Raw genomic sequence first — 22,032 nt, 5'->3', positions numbered from 1 at the left:
CAGGGGGCCCCGCCTTACCTGTATAGGGTGGCGGGCATGAAGGTCGCTCCCCGGTTCGGCGCCGGTCACCGCATCCTCGTCACCGGCGGCGCCGGATTCGTCCCGTCCCACCTGGTCGACCGGCTCGTCGAGCGCGGCTGCACCGTGGTGGTGCTGGACAACTTCGTCACCGGCGCCAAGGAGAACGTGGCCCACCTGCTGGAGAAGCCGGCGTTCACGCTGATCGAGACGGACATCTCCGACGGCCTGCCCACCGACCACCCGGCCATGGCCGAGCGGTTCGACGCGATCCTGCACATGGCGTCCCCGGCCAGCCCGACCGACTTCGAGAAGCTCCCGGTGGAGATCCTCCGGGTCGGTTCGGTGGCCACCCTGGCCCTGCTGGAGCGGGCCACCGCCGACGGCGCGCGGTTCCTGATGGCCTCCACCTCGGAGGCGTACGGGGACCCGAAGGAGCACCCGCAGCGCGAGACGTACTGGGGCAACGTCAACCCGATCGGCATCCGGAGCGTCTACGACGAGGCGAAGCGCTTCTCCGAGGCGGCCACCATGGCCTACCACCGCAGCCGGGGCACGGACACCGCGATCGTGCGGATCTTCAACACGTACGGCCCGCGGATGCGTCCGGACGACGGCCGGGCCATCCCGACGTTCATCTCCCAGGCGCTGCGCGGCGAGCCGATCACCGTGCACGGCACCGGCAACCAGACCCGGTCCATCTGTTACGTCGACGATCTGGTGCGGGGCATCCTGCTGCTGCTCGACTCGACGCAGACCGGCCCGATCAACTGCGGCACCGAGCACGAGATGTCGATGCGGCAACTGGCCGAGACGATCGTGTCACTCACCGGAAGCAGCTCCGAGGTGAGCTACATCACCCGCGCGTCCGACGACCCCGAGATGCGCCGCCCCGACCTGACGCTCGCCCGTGAGCTGCTGGGCTACGAGCCGGCCGTGACGCCCGAAGACGGCCTCGGACGCACGATCGCGTACTTCCGCGGGCGGTTAGGGTACTGAGCCCGGCTGTCAACCGACTGTCAGCCGTGCGCGCCTGAGGGCGGCGCTGGACCGACCGACCTACCCTCGGTTACATGTCAGCGACCTCGTCTGCCGGCGCTCCCCTGCCTCGCCCCCTGAACCGGGGCGCGGGCCGCGCCCAGGTGCCCGGCTCCGGCCGGGGTGCCGCCGCGCGTGCCCCCCGTGACACCCGCTGGTACCCGCCGTACGACGATGCCCCCCGCGCGGGTGGGCCCGGCGGTCCGGGCGGGCCGGCCGGCCCGGGTCGCCCGGGTGGCGGCGGCGGTGGGTCGGGGCGGCGGCGGAGCCCGCGCTGGGGGCGCATCGGCCTGGTGGCGGGCGTGGTGGTGCTCGCGCTCGCGCTGCTCGGCGGCGTCGGCGGCTGGCTCTACGCCCGCAATCTCAACAGCGACCTGGCCCGCACCGACCCGTTCTCGGAGATCACCGGGGGCCGGCCGGCCAAGCAGGTCGAGGGCGCGTTCAACATCCTGCTGGTCGGCAGCGACTCGCGGGACCCGGACGCACCTGTCGACGGCGCCGGCAAGTGGCGGGCGGACACGCTGATCGTCATGCACGTCCCGGCCGACCACAAGAGCGCCTACCTGGTCTCCGTGCCGCGTGACCTGTACGTGCCGATCCCGGAGAGCGCGGGCGCCGCCTGCGACTCCGGCTCGCGCAACAAGATCAACGCGGCGTTCGCGTTCGGTGGGCTGCCGCTCGCGGTGAAGACCGTGGAGTGCTTCACCGATGTACGGATCGACCACGTGATGGCCATCGACTTCGCCGGCTTCAAGGACGTCACCGACGCGCTGGGCGGGGTCGATCTCAAGGTGGAGCGGACCGTCACCTCGATCCACAAGCCGTACCGGACGTTCACCAAGGGCGTGAACCACATGAACGGCGCCGAGGCGCTGGACTGGGTGCGGCAGCGCAAGCAGTTCCCGGACGGCGACTTCGCCCGGATGCGCCACCAGCAGGAGTTCCTGAAGGCGCTGATGGACAAGGCCGCCAGCACCGGGACGCTGGCCAACCCGAAGAAGCTGAACGACTTCCTCAAGGCGGTGACCGCCGCCGTCACGGTCGACCAGGGATTTTCGTTGACCGACATGGCGGTGCAGTTCCGCGGCCTGCGTGGCGAGAACCTGACGTTCGTCACCAGCCCGAACCTGGGCGGCCAGACCATCGACGGCCAGTCGGTGGTGGTCTCCGACCGGGAGAAGGCGCTGGCGATGTACCAGGCCATCGTGGCGGACAAGATGGCCGAGTGGGTCCGGGCCAACCAGAAGGGCTCGGGCGACACCGCGGGCGGCTGACGGCACCGGGTCACGACCGCCGACGCGAGGGGTTCTCGCCCTCGCCCGTTCGGCCATATCTCGGGCACATCGGCCGGGATTGACGGGATTATCCGCCTCAAGAGGTCGCGAGAACGGGAACAGATACGTAAAGTGGTCCCGCCCCCGATCACCGAGCTGGAGCACGAATGTCGGTCCAGACCAGTCGTCGCCCGCACGCACCGGCACCCGGTTCATCCGGGCGGGTTCCCCCGGTCATTCCCACGCAGCCCGGCCCCGGTGGCCGTGGGCCCGGCGGCGGGAAGAAGAAGCGCACCAGGCGCAAGGACCCGCTGTGGGCGAAGCTGACGCTCGTGCTCGGCGCCGTGCTGATGGTGACCAGCGGCGTCGCGATCGTCGGCAGCAAGGCCGTGATCGGCCAGGCGACCAGCAACATCGCCCAGCGCAACCTGCTCGGCGAGGCGGGCAAGACGGACGCCGAGGGCGGGGCCAGCCTGGAGGGCCCGATCGACATGCTGCTGCTCGGCGTGGACGCCCGGGCCCGCTGGGCCGCCGACGACGTCCGTTCCGACTCGATCATCATCCTGCACATCCCGGCCAGCCACGACCAGGCATACCTGATCTCGATCCCCCGGGACACCGAGGCGCACATCCCGGCCTCCGAGAAGGCCGGCTGGAAGGGCGGCACCGACAAGATCAACGCAGCCTTCCAGGTCGGTGCGCGCAACGGCGGCGGCTGGGAGGGCGGCGCCCAGATGATGGCCAGGACCATCAAGGGGATGACCGGGATCAGCTTCGACGGCGCCGCGATCATCAATTTCGGCGGCTTCAAGAATGTCATCGACGCGATCGGCACGGTGCGGATCTGCGTGACCGAAGAGGTCTCCTCGCTGCACATGTCGATGGTCGACGGCAAGCCGATGTGGAACGCGGACGCGAAGAAGACCGGCAAGACGATGAAGCCGGTGACGTACAAGAAGGGCTGCCAGGAGATGGAGGGCTGGCAGGCGCTGGACTACTCCCGGCAGCGCAAGACCCTCCGCAACGGTGACTACGACCGGCAGCAGAACCAGCAGCAGTTGATCAAGGCGATGGCGAAGAAGGCGTCCCAGAACGGGACGCTGAGCAACCCGCTCAAGCTGAACGCGCTGATCAAGGCCGCCGGAAAGGCCTTCGTCCTGGACACCGGCGGCTCGTCGATCGAGGACTTCATCTTCACCATGAAGGGCGTGACCGGCAACGACCTCGTCACGCTCCGCACCAACGGCGGCACCTTCAACGGCAACGGCAACAACCGCGAGGTGCTCAACCAGCTCAGCATGGACATGTTCCAGGCGGTCAAGGACGACAAGCTCGCCGAGTTCGTCGTCAACAACCCGAGCGTGCTGTCCACCCGGAAATGACGGAAGCCGGCCTCAGCCGGCCGATCCCCCCGTAGCCTGACGTGAGCGGGTCTCATGTCGGCGCCACGGGGGGATCGTCACGTCCAGGCCAGCACGGAACCGACGCGGGCGGGCTCGACCGGCCCGCTGGCCCCGGTTCCTGCTCGGCACCGGGCTCGCGCTGGTCCTGCTCGCCACGCTCGGCGTCGTCGGGCTGCGCTCGCTCACCCACCGGTACGACCGCACGGTGACCAAGGAGCAACTGCTCGACCCGGCCGCCCGGAAAAAGCGGACGAAACTGGATCAGCCGCTCAACTATCTGCTGATCGGCTCCGACCACCGGCCCGGCGCGAACGCCGAGGACCAACGCTCCGACACCATCCTGATCGTGCACGTGCCGGCCGGGATGCGGCAGGCGTACCTGATCTCCGTGCCGCGCGACCTGCTGGTGGCCATCCCGGCGGCGCCCGGCTTCCCCGGCGGCCAGGACAAGGTCAACGCCGCCTACGAGCACGGCGGCGGCGGCACCGGCGGCGCCCGGCTGCTCAGCGCCACCCTCACCCGACTCACCGGCGTCCGCTTCGACGGCGCCGCGCTGATCGACTTCTCCGGCTTCACCCAGGTGATCGACCAACTCGGCGGCATCCGCATGTGCGTGGACACGCCGGTCCGCTCGATCCACACCAAGACCCGGTTCGAGCCGGGCTGCCAGCAGATGGACGGCGCCCGGACGCTCGACTACGTCCGGCAGCGCTACGACCTGCCGAACGGCGACTACGACCGGCAGCGACACCAGCAGCAGATGCTGCGGGCGGTGCTGGACCGGGCCGGCGAGACGAACCTGCGCGGCGACCCGGTGAAACTGGACCGGGTGCTGCGAGCGGTCGGCGGGGCGCTGACCGTCGACACCAACGGCGTACCCCTGGACGAACTGGTCTTCGCGCTCCGCACGCTGCCGGCGGACGCCCTGCGCGGGGTGCGCGTGCCCTCCTATCCGCAGACCATCGACCAGGTGTCGTACGTGGTGCTGGACACCGGCGGCGGCGACCTCTTCACCGCGGTTCGCGACGCCCGGGTGCCGGCCTGGGCCGACGCCAATCCCCGCTGGGTCGATCGGCTCTGAACGGCGCGGGCGACTAGGCTCTCACCGTGTTCGGAGCCCAACTTCCCAGCGTGCCCGCGTCGGCCGTGCCCGACGACGTCTACCTGCTCGACGTCCGCGAGGACGACGAGTGGACCGCCGGCCACGCGCCGGCCGCCCACCACCTGCCGATGACCGAACTGCCGGCCCGGCTCGCCGAGGTGCCCGACGACCGCGAGGTGGCGGTGATCTGCCGCTCCGGCGGCCGATCCGGGCAGGTGGTCGGCTACCTGCTGCGCAACGGGTGGGACCAGGTCCGCAACGTCGAGGGCGGGATGGGCGACTGGGCCGCCGCCGGCCGTCCCGTGGTCACCGACGACGGGCAGCCGGGCCGGGTCGTCTGAGGCACGTCCCGGCCATGACCGACCCGCTGGTCTTCGCCCACCGCGGCTCCTCGTACGACCTGCCGGAGCACACCCTCGCCGCCTACCTGCGCGCGCTCGACGAGGGCGCGGACGGGCTGGAGTGCGACGTCCGGCTGACCCGCGACGGGCACCTGGTCTGCGTGCACGACCGCCGGCTGGACCGGACCAGCAACGGCCACGGCCTGGTCAGCGCGCGTACGCTCGCCGAACTGGAGACGCTCGACTTCGGCTCCTGGCACCCGGCGGCGGCGCTGCCCGCCGGGGTCGGGCGGCTCGACGAGTCACACACCCGGCTGCTCACGCTGGCACGGCTGCTCGACGCCGTGCTCGCCGCCGGCCGGCCGGTCCGGCTGCTGATCGAGACGAAGCACCCGTCGCGCTACCGGGGCGACGTCGAACGCCGGCTGGTCGAGCTGCTGCGCCGGTACGGCCTCGCCGACCCCGGCCCGGACGATCCGGTCCAGGTCACCGTGATGTCCTTCTCACCGCTGGCCGTGCGCCGGGTCCACGAACTCGCGCCCGCGCTGCCCACGGTGCTGCTGCTGGAGGTGCTGCCGCGCTGGCTGCGGCTGAGCCGGCTGCCCTTCGGCTGCCGGATCGCCGGCCCCGGGGTGGAGCTGGTCCGGGCCCGACCGGGGCTGGTGCCCGCGCTGCGGGCCGCCGGCCACTCGGTCTACGTCTGGACGGTGAACGAGCCCGAGGACGTGGAGTTCGTCCTCGCCGCCGGGGTGGACGGGGTGATCACGGACCGGCCCGCCCGCATGTTGAGCCGGTTGGGCCGGTGACTCCCGTCGACCCGTCCGGTGGGCGGTCGACCGGCCGGGGGTGTCACCGGGGCGGACGGCGCGGCACACTCGGGACATGCCGGAGCGAACCGACTACCTCGCCCTCATCGCCGGGCACACCAGCGTGATCAAGATGGTCAACTCCGGCGAGGCGGGTCTGTCCGTGCTCGCCCGCCTGCTCCGCGAGGTCGAGCCGGCGGTCGGCGCGGCGGGCCTCGTCTTCGTCGAGTTCACTCCCGCCGGAGGCCGGGTGATCGCGGCGACCGGCAGCGCCGAGTTCGTGATCGGCCGGCCGCTGCCGGCCACCGACCCGGCCACCGTCTGCCTGCTGGCCGGCCCGCCGGTGCGGGAGGTCCGGGTCGACGCGATCCCCGGCGCGCTCGCCGACGAGGTCGCCGGCCGCGGGCTGCGCCGGATGATCGTGGCGCGCGCCGAGATCGCCGGGCTCACCGTCGGCAGCCTGCACGCCCTCTATCCGACGGGTGAGCCGCTGGACGCCTCGCAGCGCGCCGTCGTCGGATACGTGGCCGCCTGCATCGCGCACATGTACGGCGACCAGACCGGCCTGCCGGTGCACGGCGACGGCCCGGTCGTGGCAGCGCTCGCCGACGGCCTGGCGGTGGTGGACCGCGACCATCGGGTCCGGCTCTGGAACCCGGCCGCCGCGCAGGTGACCGGCCGGACCGCGGACGAGGCGCTGAGCCGGCCGCTGCCGTTCCCGCTTCCCCCGTCCGGGCAGGTGCTGGACCACCGGCTGCCGGACGGCCGCTGGCTGCGGATCACCTCCGGCGAGCTGCCCGGCCCGAACGCCCTGCGGGTGGTGACCTTCCGCGACATCACCGACCAGCAGCGCCGCGACCACGACCGGGACCTCTTCGTCGCGGTGACCAGCCACGAGCTGCGCACCCCGGTCACCGTGATCAAGGGGTACGCGGACACGCTCACCGACCACTGGGAGTCGCTCAGCGACGGCGACCGGCGGCAGGCCGCCCGAATCATCGGGCAGCGCGCCAACGAACTGGCCCGGCTGGTCGACCGGCTGCTCACCGCCGCCACCGAGAGCCGGCCCGGCGAGGAACCGGCCGCCCCGTTCGACCTGGTCGACGCGCTGCGGGCCGCGGTGCTCGACCTGCCGGCCGACCTCCGGCACCGGATCGTGCTCGACCTGCCCGCCGACCTGCCGAAGGCGCTCGGCGACCGGCACAGCCTGGCCACCGTGCTGACCGAGCTGGGCACCAACGCCGGAAAGTACTCGCTGCCGGACACACCGATCGAGATCAGCGCCGACGCGAACGAACGCACCGTCTCGTTCCGGGTCGCCGACCGGGGCATCGGCATCCGGCCGGAACACGTGGAGCGCGCCTTCGACCGGTTCTGGCAGGGCGAGTCCGGCGACCGCCGGCGCTACCCCGGCGCCGGGCTGGGCCTCTATCTCGTCCGGCAGATCGTTGAACAGCAGAACGGGTGGGTATCCCTCCGACCGAGGACCGGCGGGGGTACGGTCGCGGAGGTGCGGCTGCCCCGGGGGTGAACCGGTGCCGCGAATGGAAGGGACGATGTGTCGACGCGACCGGCCGAACGTTCGTGGTGCGTGGTGGTGCCGCACCACGCGACCGGCGCGCGCGTGGCGCGGCACCGGCTCGCCGACGAGCTGGCCGGCCTCGTACCCCCGGTTCTGTTGGCCGACCTGGTGGCGGTCCTCGCCGAGCTGGTCGGCAACGCGGTCCGGCACGCCGAGGCGCTGCCCGGCGGCGTGGTGCGGGTGGCCTGGCGGCTGCGCACCACCGACCGGGGGCCGAGCGTCCAGCTCCGGGTGACCGACGGCGGCGCCGGCGCCGGCCCTCGGATGCGGGTCGCCGCCCCGGACGCGGTCGACGGGCGGGGCCTGCACATCGTCGCCGGGCTCTCCAGCCGGTGGGGCGTCGAACGGGACGGCTTGGGCCAGAGCGTCTGGGCGGAGTTCGACCCGGCCCGGTCGCACCGGCCCGACCTGGTCGCCACCGGCTGACCGGCGGGCGGGTCCTGCCCCGGCGGTCCCGCCGGGCCTCTAGGCTGTCTCGCCGTGAGCAAGCGTCGAAAGAACCAGCGGGCCGAGACCACCCCGAAGCGGGAGAAGGTGCGCGACGTCTTCGTGCCCCGACCGTTCGAGGGCCTGATCGACGAGCCGGAGTGGATCGCCCTGCGGGAGCTGGTGCCGGCCGCGTCCGCGCCGCTGCGGCTGACCCCGGAGCTGGTCGAGGAGTACGGCGACCGGCCGGTCGTCCTGGCCACCGTCCTGCCGATGGCCGCCCCGGCGGTCGCGAAGCCGGACGGGCGGGTGCTCGTCGGCCTGCAACGGCACCAGCAGTCCGGCGACGTCTCGCGGGACCTGGCCGACGCGCTGCTCTGCGCGCTGCGCACCGAGCCCGGCCGGCAGGTGGGCGTGCCGCCGCTGCCCGGGCCGGGCCCCCGGCTCCAGGACATCCTCGTCGACGGGCCGCTGGAGATCAGCATGCACGACGGGTTCGACTTCTGGCTCGACCCGGGCGCCGGCGACGACCCGACCGTGCAGGCATCCCTGGAGCGGGCCAACGCGGCGATCTACCCGACGGTGAAGCTGGACGCGGCCCGGGCCGCGTACTGGTGCCAGGTGCCGGAGAAGGCCCACGTGCGCTGGGTGCTGCCCGACGACGAGGACGCCGCGTTGGACGCCCTGTCCCGGCTGGGCGCGGCCGGGACGCTGACCCTGGGCGACGACACGAAGTTCGCCGGCATGTTCCGGGCGCACGGCCGTCTGACGCCGGTCTGGGACCTGCCGGAGGACACGCCGGCCGCCGAGTGGGAGGGGCCGGTCGCCGCGTTCGCCAAGCGCTACGCCGAGGCGCTGGGGGAGCGGGAGCCGCTGGACGCGGCCGGTCGCCGCGCCCGCCAGGGCCTGCTCGGCCGCCAACTCACCCTCCGCTGAACCGCTGGTAAGGAGGGGCCCCCTGTTAACGCCTCAGCGCTAGAGGGGGCCCCATCTCTACCTGAGGCGTTAAGAAGGGGCCCCGCCTTTCTCCCGGACCAGGGGGCAGGACATGCAGCGGGGGCCGCCCCGGCCGGAGCCCAGCTCCGAGCCGGCGATGGCGATCACCTCGATGCCGGCCCGTTCCAGCTGCGCGTTGGTCTCCACGTTGCGTTCGTAGCCCACGCACAGGCGTGGCGCGAGGGCGAGCGTGTTGTTGCCGTCGTCCCACTGCTCGCGCTCGGCGGTGACCGGGTCCAGGCCGGTGTCGATCACCCGGAGCTGGTCGAGGTCCATCGCGTCCGCGGCGGCCCGCAGGAACGGGGCGGGCCCGTCGACCCGTGGCTCGCCGTCCGCGCCGGCCACGACAGTGTACGCGGACAGCTCGCTGGCGATGTTCGGATACATCAGCACGGCGTCCACGTCGACCATGGTGCAGACGGTGTCCAGGTGCATGGTGGCGCGTTCCTGGGCGATCGGCACCACCAGGATGGTGTGCGCCAGCCCGGCGGCGAAGACCTGGCGGGCCAGCCGCTCGGCGCCGGCCGGGGTGGTGCGTTCCCCGACCCCCACGGCGAGCACGCCCGGCGCGAGCAGCAGCACGTCGCCGCCCTCCAGGTGCTCCAGCCCGGGGTGGTAGACGAACTCGGTGCCGGCGAAGCGCGGGTGGTAGCGGTAGATCGCGTCGGTCAGCGTGGTCTCCCGCCGCCGCGCCGGCATGGCCAGGCTGGTGACGCCGACCCGGTCGCCGATCCAGACCGACGAGTCGCGGGTGAAGAGCAGGTTGGGCAGCGGGTCGATGACGAAGTCGTGCCGGTCCATCAGGGTCCACACCAGACCGCCCGGACGGTCGGCGCCGATGCGCAGCTCCTCGTGCGCGAGGCCGGCGGTGAACACGTCGGCCAGGGCGGCCGGATCGAGGTATGCCAGGTGGTCGGCGACGCGGGCGCGGAGGGTGTCGCCGAGGCGGCGGGACCGCAGCACCTGTTCGGTCAGCTCGGCTCGGGCGTCCGGCACGGCGAGCGTCTCGGCCAGCAGGTCGGCGAGATAGAGCACCTCCACGCCGCGCGAGCGCAGGGCGGCCGCGAACGCGTCGTGCTCCTCCTGCGCCCGTCCCACCCATGGGATAGCGTCAAAGAGGAGGGAGTCGTTGTTGCGTGGGGTGAGGCGGGCGAGTTCCGGTCCCGGGCGGTGCAGCAGCACCGTGCCGAGTCGGGCCACTTCGCTGTCCACGTAGTGCGTCACCCCCGCAGCCTAGGGCAGGCTTCCGCACCATCCGGAAAAGAAGTGTGAATGAATATGGCATTCATCCGCACTCACTCCGGCGGTCCAACTTGCCGAGCCCCCGGGTGTGCAACGTAGGGTAGTGGAGACATAACTTCGAGAGACCTTTTGCCGGAGGTCGCGATGACTGTCTTTCCTGCTCGCCGAGCCGTACCGCCCCGGGCGCTGCCGCCCCGGGCGGCACCACCCCGGGTGGAGGCCACCTCGGTGCTCGAACCGGCCCGGCCGACTCCGCTGGAGTGGGCCCGCCGTCGTCGGGCCGAGCGGGGGGCCCGCCGGTTGGAAGCCGCCGGGGCCCGGGCCCTGGGGCAACTCGACCACCTCGGTCCCGCCTGGCACGTCATCGAGTGGCCCCGGACGGATCCGGCCGACGCGCTGTTCGACAGCGGTGAGGACGACCGGGCCGGTTTCCTCGCGATCGGGCCGAGTGGGCTCTTCGCGGTCACCATCGCCGACCACGGCCGAGCCCGCGTGCTGGTCGCCGGCGACGTCGTGCAGATCAACGGGAAGCGTCCGCCCTATGTGGCCGAGGCACGCCGCGATGCCAAGCGGGCCAGCAAGGCGCTGTCCGACGCGGTCGGCCTGCCGATCCCGGTGACGCCGGTGCTGACCTTCGTCGGTTCCGGCGTCATCAGCGTCTACGGCCTGCCCAAGGACTGCCTCATGGCCACCCACCGGGAGCTGGACCGGCTGCTCGTGGCCGCCGGCAACCGGATCACTCCGGCCACCGCCGAGAAGCTGTCCCGGGTCGCGCAGGCGCCGTCGACGTGGCTGAACGGCACGTACCGTCCATCAGCCGACTACCGGTGGTATGACGAGGGCCGAACGGCCGCTGACAAGCGGGCCGCCCGGCGGTAACGTCTGCGACGACGCCACGCGGTCCGCGACATCGCCCCCGACCGGTTCGTCGGTCCGCGTCGTCGCCGGCCGCCCGACCCCCGGGGCTCCCGCCGCACCGACCCATGTCCCCTGGTCATCGAGCCGCCCGGCCCCTCGGGTGGCGACGGAGACCGGGAGGTGCCGCGCGGCCGGAAGGTCGCCGTGCCGACCGGCTAGCGTGGACGGACCGTCGGTGTATATAGGAGGCGCGGTGGCCCACGTCGAGCTCTCACTCTCGGAAGTGTTCGCGTCCCCGACGGAGAACCCCGCCGAGCAGGAGTCCGACAACTTCGCGCAGTGGTCCGGGACCGTTTCCCGGGCCGCCGAACCATGCCTGTTGATCGATGCCGACACCACGGTGGTAGCCATCTCCTCGTCCGGTTGCGACCTGCTCTGCCTCGGTGCGCCGGAAGACGTGGTCGGCCTGCCGCTGCTCGAGGGTGGCCTGCGCCTGGTCGACTTCACCGCCAGCCCGAGCGAGCTGACCGAGCAGGAGACCGACAAGATCCCGCCGCTGCTCGCGCTGCTCTCCGGCCGGCTCGCCCGCGGGCTGCTCCGGGTCCAGGGGCCCGGCTCCGACGCCGGCACGACTGTCGACGCGATCTCCACCCCGGTGCTCAGCGGTCCCGCCGTCGCCGGCTCGCTCACGTTCTTCTCCGTGCTCTGACCCGTCGGGGCATCGGGTCGAGCACCCGGGTTCACCCGAGCGGGCGCGCCTCCTACGATGGGCTCGGCCCCCGGGCCGCGACGACGCCCGTCGATGTCGAGGACTGCCCGTGCCCCGCACCCCCGCCCGCCGCCGGCCCCTCCCGGCGACCCTGCTCGCGCTGCTCGTGCTCGGCGCCTGCGGCCAGCCGCCCGAGCTGCGCGAGCCGCCCGCCGGCACGACCGGCCCCCGCCCCTCGGCGTCGGCCACGCCCTCGAACGCGACGCCCACCGCGAGCGCGCCGGCCGATGCGAGCGCGCCGGCCGTGCCGCCCGCGCCGATCGTCCCGGCACCCGCTCCGGCCGCCACGCCCTGCCGGGGCGCGCCGTCCGGCGGCCGGATCGTCGCGCTGCTGCGCGGCTCCGCCGGCGTGCTCCCCCGCAACGTACGGGCCACGGTCCGGGAAGGGCCGCTCTGCGCCGAGGGCTGGCACTACACCGTGCTGGCGGTCGTCGGGCACGAGGAACTCCAGGTGGTCACGCGCGGCCGGAGCGACACACCCGTCCTGGTGACCGCCGGCACGGACGTGTGCGGGGTCGAGGTGCGGGCCACCGCCCCGCCGGGCATCCGCACCCTGGCCTGCGACGGCCTCCCGGGTGCGTAGGCTGGTCGCCATGCCGGGAACACCGCCCACCCGCTTCGTCTACCTCGGTCCCGAAGGCACCTTCGCCGAACAGGCGCTCCGGAGCGTGCCCGCCGCCGAGCGGGGCGACCGCACGCCGGCCCGCAGTGTGGGCGAGGCGCTCGACGCGGTACGGGCCGGCGAGGCGGACGCCGCGCTGGTGCCGCTGGAGAACTCCATCGGCGGCGCGGTGGGGGTGACGCTCGACGAACTGGCCGAGGGCGATCCACTGGCGATCACGCGGGAGGTGGTCCTGCCGGTGGAGTTCGTGCTCGCCGGCCGGTCCGGCGTCACGCCGGCCTCGGTGCGCAGCGTGGCGGCCCACCCGCAGGCGTCCACCCAGTGCCGTGGCTGGCTCCGCGACCACCTGCCCGACGCCACGGTGGTCGACGTGCTCTCCAACGGCGCTGCCGCGGCCGGCGCGGCGAGCGGTGAGTACGACGCCGCCATCTGCGCCCCCATCGGCGCCACCCGGCACCGGTTGACCGTCCTCGCCGACAAGATCGCCGACCACCCTGACGCGGTGACCCGGTTCGCGCTGGTGTCCCGCCCCGGGCCGCCCCCGCCGCCGACCGGCGACGACCTCACCTCGCTCGCGGTCTACATCGCGCACGACCGAGTGGGCGCGCTGCTGTCCGTGCTGATGGAACTGGCCGTCCGCGGGGTCAACCTGACCCGGATCGAGTCCCGCCCCACCGGCGAGGCGCTCGGGCGTTACGTGTTCTTCCTGGACTGCACCGGGCACGTCGCCGACGTACGCCTCGGCGAGGCGCTGCGCGGGCTGCGCCGGGTCTGCGCCGACGTGCGCTTCCTCGGGTCGTATCCCCGGCACCGCTGGAGCACGGCGGCGGGCGACCGGCCGACGCCCGCGCCGGCCGGTCTCTCCGACGCCGACTACGCCGACGCGGCGGCCTGGCTGGCCCGGCTGCGCGCCGGCGAGCTGACCTGAACCGGGCCGGGTGCGTTCCCCAGGAACGCACCCGGCCCGGGGCTCACTGCAACAGGCCGCCGAGCAGGCCGCCCTGCTGTTGCTGCTGGGCCCCGCTGCCGGCCACCGGCGGCTCCTCCGAGGGCTGGACCACCACGAAGCCCTGACCGGCGAAGCTCATCGTGAACGCCTCACCGGTGCTGCGCCCCAGCAGCGTGCCGAGGCCGAGCTGCTCGGCCCGGTGGTAGCCGGTCTGGAGGTTGGCCGACCAGCAGACCGCCGCCTGCGGGTCGACGTACGTCGGGGCGTCCACGTTCAGCACCACCGGGGTGCCCTTGGTGGTGACGGCGATCCGGCCGTGCCCGGTGAAGACGCAGTTGAACAGGCCCGACGAGGATGCCATGCCCATGCCGCTGACCATCTTGATGTCGTACTGGAGGGTGGAGTCGAAGGCCAGCACGCTGGAGCCGTTGATGGACAGGGCGTCGCCGGGCTCCAGGTCGATGATGTGCACGTCCTTGGCCAGCTCGGCCAGGAACACGTCACCGCGCCCGGAGAGCTTCATCAGCGGCACGCCCTCGCCGGTGAGCCGCTGCTTGATGAACTTGCCGATGCCGCCCGAACCGAGGGCCTGGAACTGCACCTGCCCCTGGTAGGCGACCATCGACCCGACCCGGGCCATCGCCTCGCCGTTCAGTTCGATCTTCAGCATCTTGGAGTTCTGCAGCCGCATGCCCGGCTGCTGGGACTCCTTCTCAAGGTTCTCCGCGGAGAACAGCGCGCTGCGCATGGGGTTTCCTCCTGCATCGGGGTGTGCCTGATCCGCCAGATTAGGGGACGGGCGCAACCGTGGGGATCGGCCGAGCAGGGACGGCCGGGGCCCGGTCAGCCCCAGCCGAGGGCGTGCAGGCGCTCGTCGTCGATGCCGAAGTGGTGGGCGATCTCGTGCACCACGGTCACGGCGACCTCGTCGACGACATCGTCGTCGGTGTCGCAGATCGCCAGGATCGGGTTCCGGTAGATCAGGATGCGGTCGGGCAGCACGCCGGCGTAGTCCCAGCCGCGCGTGGTGAGGGCGTGCCCCTCGTAGAGCCCGAGCAGGTTCTCACCGGGCGGCGGGTCGTCCTCCACCAGGATGACCACGTTGCTCATCAGCCCGAGCAGCTCCTCGGGCACCTCGTCGAGCGCCTCGCCGACCAGTTCCTCGAACCGGTCCCGGCTCATCTCCACCGCCACGCCGCATCCTCTCCACCCACCCACCGAAGATCGACACACTTTCCCGGAAAGAGTGGCCATCGGTGGCCCGACGGGCCCTCTTTCCGGGAAAGTGCGGCCAGGATGGCGAAGAAGGGGCTCGTCAGGCCAGGCGGGCGGTCAGGGTGATCTGCGCGCCCGGGGAGAGCAGCCGGGAGATCGGGCAATTCTCCTTGGCCGCCTCGGCCAGCTTGGTGAAGCCCGCCTCGTCGAGACCCGGGGCCTGGCCGACGGTCTCCAGGTCGATGCGGGTCACGGTCATGCCGGCGTCGGTCTTGTCGAAGTGCACCTTGGCGGTCGTCTCCACCGAGGTGCCGGTGGCACCCGAGTCGGCGAGCTGCTTGGAGAGGGCCATCGAGAAGCAGCTCGCGTGCGCGGCGCCGATCAGCTCCTCGGGGTTCGTGCCCTCACCCTCCTCGAAACGCGACTTGAAGGAGTAGTTGCCGGACAGGCCGCCCTTGCCGGTGCGGACGGTGCCCGACCCCTCGGCGAGGTCGCCCTGCCAACGAGCGGAAGCGGTACGGATAGGCATGGCACCGACGCTAACTGAAAGCGGGCCGCCCCGCACCGCCCGGCCGCATCGCACTCCCGGTGACCGGATGCCGGTTGTGCCAGAATTCGACGCAGGCCCGCGAACCCCGAAGGGTGGCCGATGTCGCAGGATCTCCCGATTCCCAGGCAGGACAACCGCTCCGACGGCACCACAGTGGTGGAGTGGGGCGACGCCGACACCGAGGCGGCACCGTCCGGCCGGGTGAGCCGGTCACTGGCCGGCCTGGGCCGCGACCACCGCCTGCCGCCGGTGCTCGCCGGCCTCGGCGCGGTCGCCGGGCTCGCCTCGCTGATCGGCGAGTGGCTGGTGATCACGGTGCCGAACGAGGGTGAGGACGGGAACACCACGCTGCGGCTGCCCAGCGGCGTCGCCGAGGTCGGCGGTTTCGGCGCGGCGTACCTCGTCGGCCTGCTCGGCCTGTCGATCGCGGTGGCGCTGGCGTTGCGTGGCGCCCCGGCCGTGCGGCAGCACGCCCGGATCGCCGGGCTGGGCCTCGCCGCGACCCTGATCGGCGTGCTGGCCGCGGCTGCCGCCTCCCTCCAGCAGCTCGCCCGGCGCGTCCTGTTCTTCCCGACCGAGCAGCGCCTCCAGGTGGAGCACGGCCGCGGCCTGGTCACCGCCTTCCTCGCCGTCGCGCTGCTGGCGGCCACGCTGCACCTGGCCGGGCGGGCCGGGGGCCGGGCCGCCGACCGGGCGGACGACGAGGCGACGCCGGACGACGAAGGGCCCGACGAGCGGCGCGCCCGACGTCGGTGGGGTCGCGACGACGAGGCGCCCCCGGGGCCGGCCGACCTGACGGTGGAACCGACGTTGCCGTTCGCCGGCCCCGAACGCTCCCGCTGAGCGGGCCGGCGGACCCGTTCGCCGGCCACCGGATCGCCGCCTCGGATTCGTGACCGATTCGCCGGAATGCCATGGTCGCTCCCGGCCGCGCGAGATACGGTTGCCTGCCCACCGTCCGGTGGCCACGGCACCGAGGACTGGTCGGCCGGCGCGACGGTGGCGGGCGAAGGAGGAACCATGACCCGCCCGGGCCTGCCCAAGCTGATCGCCACCGACCTCGACGGCACGCTCGTCCGAAGCGACGACACCGTCTCCGCGTACACGCACGGCGTGCTGGACCGGGTGCGGGCGGCCGGGATCCCGGTCGTCGGCGCGACCGGGCGCGGGCCGCGGCTGGCCGAGCTGAGCCGCAACGACATCCGCGCCGCCGACTTCCTGGTGATGGCCGGCGGCGGGTGGGTGGTCGACCAGAGCGACCCGGCCGGCCCGCTGGTGCTGCGGGACGAGCGGCTGCGCGGTGAGGTGCTCGCCCGCATCCTCGCCGACCTGGAGGCCGCCGTCGGGCCGCTCACCGTGATGGTGGAGGCGTCCGGCGAGCACGACGCGCCGCTCTGGGGCGACTACCACCCGAGCTGGCCCTACCCGGACCGGTTCGAGGCGCGCAGCCGGGCCGAGTGTCTCTCCTGCGACGCGGTCAAGGCGTTCGCCCGGACCGAGGACCACCACGTCGACGAGCTGCTCGCGACGGCCCGCCGGATCGTGCCGCCGGAGGTGGCCTCGCTCACCCAGGCCGGGCTCGGTTTCGTCGAGATCTGCCCGCCCGGGGTCGACAAGGCCACCGGGTTGAGCGTGGTCGCCGAGCGGCTCGGCGTGGACCCGGCGGACGTGCTGGTCTTCGGCGACCAGCCCAACGACCTGCCGATGTTCGGCTGGGCCGGCTGGTCGCGGGTGGCCGTGGCGAACGCCCACCCGGAGGTCCGCACCGCCGCCGACGAGGTCACCCTGCGCAACGACGACGACGGCGTCGCGGTCTACCTGGACCGACTACTGTCCCGCTGATGGAAGATCCACCTCGACTCGTCGCGACCGACATCGACGGCACGCTGCTGGCGGACGATCGGACGCTCAGCCCGCGTACCGCGTCGACGCTGGCCCGGCTCACCGCCGCGGGCACGCCGGTCGTGCTGGTCACCGGCCGGCCGATCCGCTGGCTGAATCTCGTGTACGAGCAGCTCGCCGAGCCGCTGCCGGCGATCTGCGCCAACGGCGCGGTGGTGTACGACCCGGTGGCCGACGAGGTGCTGCGCGCCGACCCGCTCGCCCCGGAGCTGCTGGCCGAGGTGGCCCGGCGGCTGCGGGCCGAGGTGCCCGGGGTGAGCTTCGCGGTGGAGATCGTGGACAGCCGGCAGATGCGGCACGAGGCGCACTACCCGCTGCGCTGGGACGCCGACGCGGACGCGATCCGGGCCGTCGAGTCGCCGGAGGAGCTGCTCGCCGCGCCCGCGGTGAAGCTGCTGGCCCGGGCCGGGGAGCAGGATCCGGACGTGTTCGTCCGGGTGGTGGCCGGCGCGCTCGAAGGGCTGGCCGAGGCGACCCACTCGTCGTACAGCGGGCTGATCGAGATCTCCGCCGCCGGGGTGACCAAGGCGGCCGGCCTGGCCTGGTTCGCGGCCCGACTGGGCATCGACGAGCGGGACGTGCTGGCGTTCGGCGACATGCCCAACGACGTGCCGATGCTGACCTGGGCCGGCCGGGCCGTGGCGGTGGCCAACGCCCACCCGGCGGTGCGGGAGATCGCGGACGAGGTCACCGGCGCGAACACCGCCGACGGCGTCGCCGCCTACCTGGAGCGGGTCTTCGAGCTGGACTGACCGGCCGGGGCGCGACGCGCCCCGGCCGGCCCGGATCACAGGTACTGACCGGGGGCGTGGCCCTCGTGGCCGCCGGGCATCCCCGGCATGCCCGGGACCATCCCGCCCGGGCCGCTGGGCAGCGCCTGCCGGCCGGAGCGCATCTGCTCCAGTTGGACGCGGGCGGCCATCTGCTGGGCCACCAGCGCGGCCTGGATGCCGTGGAACAGGCCCTCCAGCCAGCCGACGAGCTGGGCGTGCGCGATGCGCAGCTCGCCCTCGCTTGGTGCCTGCTGCTCGGTGAACGGCAACGAGATCCGCTCCAGCTCCTCGCGCAGCTCGGGGGCGAGCCCGTCCTTCAGCTCGACGATCGAGCGTTCGTGGATCTCGCGCATCCGGTGCCGGCTGGCGTCGTCCAGCGGGGCGGCCTTCACCTCCTCCAGGAGCTGCTTGATCATGCTGCCGATCCGCATCACCTTGGCCGGCTGCTCGACCAGACGGGTCGGGTCCTCGCCCCCGCCCTCCTCGGTCTGCATCGCGCCGACCGGTCGGCCGTCCGGCCCGACCACCACCACGGTGCCCGGGATGCCGTCGTTGCCCTGTTCGCCGTCGTGTCCGCCGGAGTGTGCTTCGGTCATGGCAACCATCTTTACCCACCCCGACCACGCACACGCGCCCAGGACCGGGCAGGCTACCGTCCCCGCATGCCCAGCGACCCCCGCGACGTGCTGACCCGGCCGGCTCCGCCGCCGGACGCCACCGTCGCCTACGGCGGCCACCCGGACCAGTGCGCCGACCTGCGCCACCCGGCCGGCGACGGACCCGCCCGGCCGCTCGTCGTCGTGGTGCACGGCGGGTTCTGGCGGGCGGAGTACGACCGCACCCACACCGGGCCGATGGCGGTCGCGCTGGCCGCGCTCGGCCACCCGGTGGCCCAGCTCGAATACCGCCGTACCGGCCGGCCCGACGGTGGCTGGCCGCGCCCGCTCACCGACGTGCTCGCCGGGGTGGCCGCCCTGCCGGGGCTGGCCGCCGCCGCGCTGCCCGGCCGGGTGGCGTCCGCGCCGCCGGTCCTGGTCGGCCACTCCGCCGGCGGGCACCTGGCGCTGTACGCCGCCGCGCACGCACCGGACTCCGTCGGTGGCGTCCTCGCGCTGGCGCCGGTCGCGGACCTCGCCGAGGCGTACCGGCTGGATCTGGACGCGGGGGCGGTGGCCGCGCTGCTCGGCGGCGGCCCGGCCGACGTGCCGGACCGGTACGCCGCCGCTGATCCATCGGCGTTGGTGCCGATCCGGGTACGCACAGTAGTCGTGCACGGGGTCCTCGACCAGCAGGTTCCGGTGTCGACGAGCCGCTCCTGGGTGGCCGCCGACCGGGCCGCCGGAGGCGACGCCACGCTGATTGAGCTGCCGGAATGCGAACACTTCGGGCTGATCGCGCCGGATTCGGCCGCCTGGCCCCGGGTTGTCGAGGCGTTGCGGTCCCTTCACGATGATCTTCCGGGCATTGACGCAGCGTCGCCGACCAGGTAGAACGCCGAAGGGGTGTGCACCATGGCCACCCCGGCGGGAAGGAAGTTCGGTGGCACAGATGAACCGCAGGCGTGCCCTGCAACTGCTGGCCGCGCTCGGCACCACCGGACTCGTGGCCGGTTGCGGCTCCGGGGACGACACGGCGGAGGGCACGCCCGGCAGCCCGATCAAGATCGGGTTGATCGTGCCCGGCAGCGGCCCGAACAAGGCCATCGGTGAAGAGATCACCAACGGCTTCCAACTCTTCCTCAGCACCCACGAACAGCAGCTCGGCGGGCACCCGGTGACGGTGGTGCAGGCCGAGGAGGGCGACAGCGAGGCGACCGGCAAGGCCGCCGTCGACCGGCTGCTCAAGGAGGGCGTGCTCGCGCTCACCGGCGTGGTCAGCCCGGTCGTCATGACCGGCATCCGGAACACCGTGGAGCAGGCCCGGGTGCCGCTCATCGGCTCCAACGCCTCGCCCAAGGAACTCCAGGGCGTCGTCTACATCTGGCGCACCTCGTACGTGCTCGACGAGCCGGGCTTCGCGCTCGGCGAGTACCTGCGCCAGATCCTGGACCCGTCCAGCCGGATCGCCATCTTCGGCACCCAGGGGACGGGCAGCCAGGACGTCGTCGCCGGGCTGCGGCGCGGCTACGAGAAGGGCCGCCGGCTCACCGAGGACCCGATCTACACCCCCAACTACCCCAACCCCGGCAAGAGCGCCTACGCCGGGCCGATCCGCAAGGCGCTGGCCCGCAAGCCGGACGCGGTCTTCTGCCACTACACCGGCGCACAGGCGGTGCAGTTCATCAAGCAGCTCTACGACGAGGGCTACCGGGGGCCGATCTACGCGCCCGGGTTCCTCACCGAGGGCACCGTCCTCGAACAGCTCGACGACGGCGAGAAGGGCCGCGACCGGAAGCTGATCGAGGAATACGGCATCGAGACCGCGCTGAACTACTCGGCCGATCTGAACAACCCGCCCAACCGGGTCTTCGCCTCCGCCTACCGCAAGACGTTCAACACCTCGCCGACCACGTATGCGATGGCCTCGTACGACGCCGCGCAGGTGCTGGACAAGGCGATCCGGCTGGTCGACGACGCGCCGTCGCCGACGCAGCTCAACCTGGCGCTCGGCAAGATCGGCCAGATCGACAGCCCGCGCGGTTCCTGGCAGTTCAACCAGCCGCGCACGCCGCAGCAGAAGTGGTACCTGCGCAAGGTGCAGTTGGACGGCCGGATGCTCTCCAACGTGGTGATCAACGAACTGGCCACGCTCGGCTGACGCGACGCGGGGCGGCCCCGGCGACCGGAGGACCGCCCTCGGATGCGCGCGCCGTCAGTGCCGCAGTTCGGCGATGCAGCACTTCACGCTGCCGCCGCCCTTCTTCAGCTCGGCCAGCTCCACCGGCACCGGCTGGTAGCCGGCCGCCTTCAACGTGCCGGCCAACCGGGTGGCCTCGCTGTTCAGCACCACGTTGAGCCCGTCGCTGACCAGATTCAGGCCGAAGGCCAGGGCGTCCTCGTCGTCCGCCACGACCGCGTCCGGGAAGAGCTGGTGCAGCACCCGCTGGCTGGCCGCGGAGAAGGCGCCCGGGTAGTAGACGACGTTCCCGTCGTCGATCGACGCGAGCGCCACGTCCAGGTGATAGAAGCGCGGGTCGACCAGGCGCAGCGAGACCACCGGCCGGCCGAGCGCCTCCTGCGCCTCGGCGTGCGCGGCCAACTCGGTGCGGAAGCCGTGGCCGGCGAGGATCAGCCCGCCGTGCGCCTCCGGCAGGTACGCGAAGTCGCCCTCGCCCTCGTTCGTCTCGCTCGGCGCGATGAAGTGCCAGCCCTGCGCCTCGTAGAACGCCCGGTGCGCGGCGGCCTCGCCGACCCGCTGCTCGTGCTTGAACCGCGCGCCGTAGACCGTGCCGTCGACCACGAAGGCCCCGTTGGCCGCGAAGACCATGTCCGGCAGGCCCGCCTCGGGGGCGAGGGTGTGCACCTCGTGGCCGAGCCCGAGCAGCGTCTCGCGCAGCCGGTCCCACTGCTTGACCGCCAGGTCGGCGTCGACCGCCGTGGTCACGTCCATCCACGGGTTGATCGCGTACTCGACCGCGAAGTACTCGGGCGAGCACATGAGATATGTCCGCTTTCGCGAGACTCGCTGCTGGTTCACGGTCACCAAGAGTAGGTACGGTAGAACTTTGGTAACAGCCACAACCATTGCTTCCCCGAGGCGGAACGTTGCAGATAGACGCAGTCGACCAGCGAATCATTGCGTTGCTCGTGGCGGACGCTCGCGCCTCGTACGCGGACATCGGCAGCCGGGTGTCACTCTCCGCCCCGGCCGTCAAGCGCCGGGTCGACCGCCTACGCGCCACCGGGGTGATCCGCGGCTTCACCGCCGTCGTCGACCCGGCCGCCGTCGGATGGACCACCGAGGCGTTCGTCGAGCTGTTCTGCGCCGGCCGGACCACCCCGACGCAGATCGGCGTCGCCACCCGCCGGCACCCCGAGGTGGTCGGCGCCTACACCGTCTCCGGCGAGGCCGACGCGCTGGTCCACCTGCGCGCCGCCGACATCGCCCACCTGGAGGAGGCGCTGGAACGGCTGCGGGCCGAACCGTTCGTCACCTCGTCCCGCAGCACCATCGTGCTGTCCCGACTGGTCGAGTCGCCCGGCGTCGGACCGTCCACCGGCTGACGG

General features: G+C 72.9%; 25 protein-coding genes. 19 read left to right on the top strand and 6 right to left on the bottom strand.

Annotated elements, in window-relative coordinates; translation table 11 throughout:
• The first annotated feature begins 36 nt into the window (after positions 1-36).
• The 9 genes from AB0H28_RS19460 (at position 37) to AB0H28_RS19420 (ending at position 8,926) form a co-directional block, all read left to right on the top strand.
• On the top strand, positions 37-1,017 hold the full coding sequence (locus AB0H28_RS19460) for an NAD-dependent epimerase/dehydratase family protein (protein ID WP_358041691.1): 981 nt from the start codon (positions 37-39) through the stop codon (positions 1,015-1,017).
• Positions 1,018-1,091: 74 nt separating this feature from the next.
• Positions 1,092-2,330 carry an LCP family protein gene (locus AB0H28_RS19455; RefSeq protein ID WP_358041688.1) on the top strand — a complete coding sequence of 413 codons (1,239 nt, stop codon included), beginning with the start codon at positions 1,092-1,094 and terminating at the stop codon, positions 2,328-2,330.
• 167 nt (positions 2,331-2,497) lie between these two features.
• Complete coding sequence (locus AB0H28_RS19450; RefSeq protein ID WP_358041686.1) at positions 2,498-3,712, top strand: LCP family protein; 1,215 nt, start codon at positions 2,498-2,500, stop codon at positions 3,710-3,712.
• A gap of 166 nt (positions 3,713-3,878) precedes the next feature.
• On the top strand, positions 3,879-4,814 hold the full coding sequence (locus tag AB0H28_RS19445; protein ID WP_358041890.1) for an LCP family protein: 936 nt from the start codon (positions 3,879-3,881) through the stop codon (positions 4,812-4,814).
• A gap of 26 nt (positions 4,815-4,840) precedes the next feature.
• Entirely contained in the window at positions 4,841-5,176 is a 336-nt protein-coding gene (locus tag AB0H28_RS19440; protein ID WP_358041683.1) for a rhodanese-like domain-containing protein, read from the top strand.
• Between the two features lie 14 nt (positions 5,177-5,190).
• Positions 5,191-5,982, top strand: coding sequence for a glycerophosphodiester phosphodiesterase family protein (locus AB0H28_RS19435; protein ID WP_358041680.1), 792 nt, complete (start codon positions 5,191-5,193; stop codon positions 5,980-5,982).
• Positions 5,983-6,058: 76 nt separating this feature from the next.
• Positions 6,059-7,513 carry an ATP-binding protein gene (locus tag AB0H28_RS19430; RefSeq protein ID WP_358041676.1) on the top strand — a complete coding sequence of 485 codons (1,455 nt, stop codon included), beginning with the start codon at positions 6,059-6,061 and terminating at the stop codon, positions 7,511-7,513.
• 60 nt (positions 7,514-7,573) lie between these two features.
• Complete coding sequence (locus tag AB0H28_RS19425) at positions 7,574-7,990, top strand: ATP-binding protein (protein ID WP_358041888.1); 417 nt, start codon at positions 7,574-7,576, stop codon at positions 7,988-7,990.
• Positions 7,991-8,044: 54 nt separating this feature from the next.
• Positions 8,045-8,926 (top strand): DUF5926 family protein, encoded by an 882-nt coding sequence (locus AB0H28_RS19420; protein ID WP_358041673.1) that lies wholly within the window; start codon positions 8,045-8,047, stop codon positions 8,924-8,926.
• Between the two features lie 69 nt (positions 8,927-8,995).
• On the opposite strand, the gene AB0H28_RS19415 is transcribed toward AB0H28_RS19420, so the two are convergent.
• Complete coding sequence (locus tag AB0H28_RS19415) at positions 8,996-10,210, bottom strand: arginine deiminase (RefSeq protein WP_358041670.1); 1,215 nt, start codon at positions 10,208-10,210, stop codon at positions 8,996-8,998.
• 162 nt (positions 10,211-10,372) lie between these two features.
• Between AB0H28_RS19415 and AB0H28_RS19410 the strand changes: the two genes are divergently transcribed.
• The 4 genes from AB0H28_RS19410 to pheA all read left to right on the top strand — a co-directional run bounded on the left by AB0H28_RS19410 (position 10,373) and on the right by pheA (position 13,405).
• Complete coding sequence (locus AB0H28_RS19410) at positions 10,373-11,107, top strand: hypothetical protein (protein WP_358041668.1); 735 nt, start codon at positions 10,373-10,375, stop codon at positions 11,105-11,107.
• A gap of 232 nt (positions 11,108-11,339) precedes the next feature.
• Positions 11,340-11,795: a hypothetical protein gene (locus tag AB0H28_RS19405; protein ID WP_358041666.1), complete on the top strand. Its 456-nt coding sequence runs from the start codon at positions 11,340-11,342 to the stop codon at positions 11,793-11,795.
• 103 nt (positions 11,796-11,898) lie between these two features.
• Positions 11,899-12,438 carry a hypothetical protein gene (locus AB0H28_RS19400; RefSeq protein WP_358041885.1) on the top strand — a complete coding sequence of 180 codons (540 nt, stop codon included), beginning with the start codon at positions 11,899-11,901 and terminating at the stop codon, positions 12,436-12,438.
• 10 nt (positions 12,439-12,448) lie between these two features.
• Positions 12,449-13,405 (top strand): prephenate dehydratase, encoded by a 957-nt coding sequence (pheA, locus tag AB0H28_RS19395; protein ID WP_358041664.1) that lies wholly within the window; start codon positions 12,449-12,451, stop codon positions 13,403-13,405.
• 43 nt (positions 13,406-13,448) lie between these two features.
• Here pheA and AB0H28_RS19390 read toward each other — a convergent pair whose 3' ends face one another.
• The 3 genes from AB0H28_RS19390 to AB0H28_RS19380 all read right to left on the bottom strand — a co-directional run bounded on the left by AB0H28_RS19390 (position 13,449) and on the right by AB0H28_RS19380 (position 15,170).
• Positions 13,449-14,174 (bottom strand): AIM24 family protein, encoded by a 726-nt coding sequence (locus AB0H28_RS19390; protein WP_358041661.1) that lies wholly within the window; start codon positions 14,172-14,174, stop codon positions 13,449-13,451.
• 95 nt (positions 14,175-14,269) lie between these two features.
• Positions 14,270-14,614, bottom strand: coding sequence for a metallopeptidase family protein (locus tag AB0H28_RS19385; protein WP_175441320.1), 345 nt, complete (start codon positions 14,612-14,614; stop codon positions 14,270-14,272).
• Positions 14,615-14,741: 127 nt separating this feature from the next.
• Positions 14,742-15,170 carry an OsmC family protein gene (locus tag AB0H28_RS19380; protein ID WP_181570928.1) on the bottom strand — a complete coding sequence of 143 codons (429 nt, stop codon included), beginning with the start codon at positions 15,168-15,170 and terminating at the stop codon, positions 14,742-14,744.
• Positions 15,171-15,290: 120 nt separating this feature from the next.
• Between AB0H28_RS19380 and AB0H28_RS19375 the strand changes: the two genes are divergently transcribed.
• From AB0H28_RS19375 to AB0H28_RS19365, 3 genes are all read left to right on the top strand, one after another.
• Entirely contained in the window at positions 15,291-16,034 is a 744-nt protein-coding gene (locus AB0H28_RS19375) for a hypothetical protein (protein ID WP_358041658.1), read from the top strand.
• 177 nt (positions 16,035-16,211) lie between these two features.
• Positions 16,212-17,033 (top strand): HAD family hydrolase, encoded by an 822-nt coding sequence (locus AB0H28_RS19370; protein ID WP_358041655.1) that lies wholly within the window; start codon positions 16,212-16,214, stop codon positions 17,031-17,033.
• Entirely contained in the window at positions 17,033-17,845 is an 813-nt protein-coding gene (locus tag AB0H28_RS19365; protein WP_358041652.1) for an HAD family hydrolase, read from the top strand. The genes AB0H28_RS19370 and AB0H28_RS19365 overlap by 1 nt, the downstream gene beginning before the upstream one ends.
• Before the next feature lie 35 nt (positions 17,846-17,880).
• On the opposite strand, the gene AB0H28_RS19360 is transcribed toward AB0H28_RS19365, so the two are convergent.
• Positions 17,881-18,471, bottom strand: a complete 591-nt coding sequence (locus AB0H28_RS19360; protein WP_358041649.1) for a bacterial proteasome activator family protein — start codon at positions 18,469-18,471, stop codon at positions 17,881-17,883.
• A gap of 57 nt (positions 18,472-18,528) precedes the next feature.
• On the opposite strand from AB0H28_RS19360, the gene AB0H28_RS19355 reads away from it, so the two are divergent.
• Positions 18,529-19,356: a prolyl oligopeptidase family serine peptidase gene (locus AB0H28_RS19355; protein ID WP_358041646.1), complete on the top strand. Its 828-nt coding sequence runs from the start codon at positions 18,529-18,531 to the stop codon at positions 19,354-19,356.
• A gap of 49 nt (positions 19,357-19,405) precedes the next feature.
• Positions 19,406-20,623: an ABC transporter substrate-binding protein gene (locus AB0H28_RS19350; protein WP_358041643.1), complete on the top strand. Its 1,218-nt coding sequence runs from the start codon at positions 19,406-19,408 to the stop codon at positions 20,621-20,623.
• 54 nt (positions 20,624-20,677) lie between these two features.
• On the opposite strand, the gene ddaH is transcribed toward AB0H28_RS19350, so the two are convergent.
• Positions 20,678-21,511 (bottom strand): dimethylargininase, encoded by an 834-nt coding sequence (gene ddaH / locus AB0H28_RS19345; RefSeq protein ID WP_358041641.1) that lies wholly within the window; start codon positions 21,509-21,511, stop codon positions 20,678-20,680.
• A gap of 59 nt (positions 21,512-21,570) precedes the next feature.
• Between ddaH and AB0H28_RS19340 the strand changes: the two genes are divergently transcribed.
• Complete coding sequence (locus AB0H28_RS19340; RefSeq protein WP_358041639.1) at positions 21,571-22,029, top strand: Lrp/AsnC family transcriptional regulator; 459 nt, start codon at positions 21,571-21,573, stop codon at positions 22,027-22,029.
• Positions 22,030-22,032: the final 3 nt, after the last annotated feature.

This window comes from Micromonospora sp. NPDC050980, from assembly GCF_040653835.1.
In the GTDB taxonomy this organism is placed as follows: domain Bacteria; phylum Actinomycetota; class Actinomycetes; order Mycobacteriales; family Micromonosporaceae; genus Micromonospora.
Note: the sequence above shows the minus strand (reverse complement) of the source record. Positions and strands in the feature narration are given on the sequence as shown.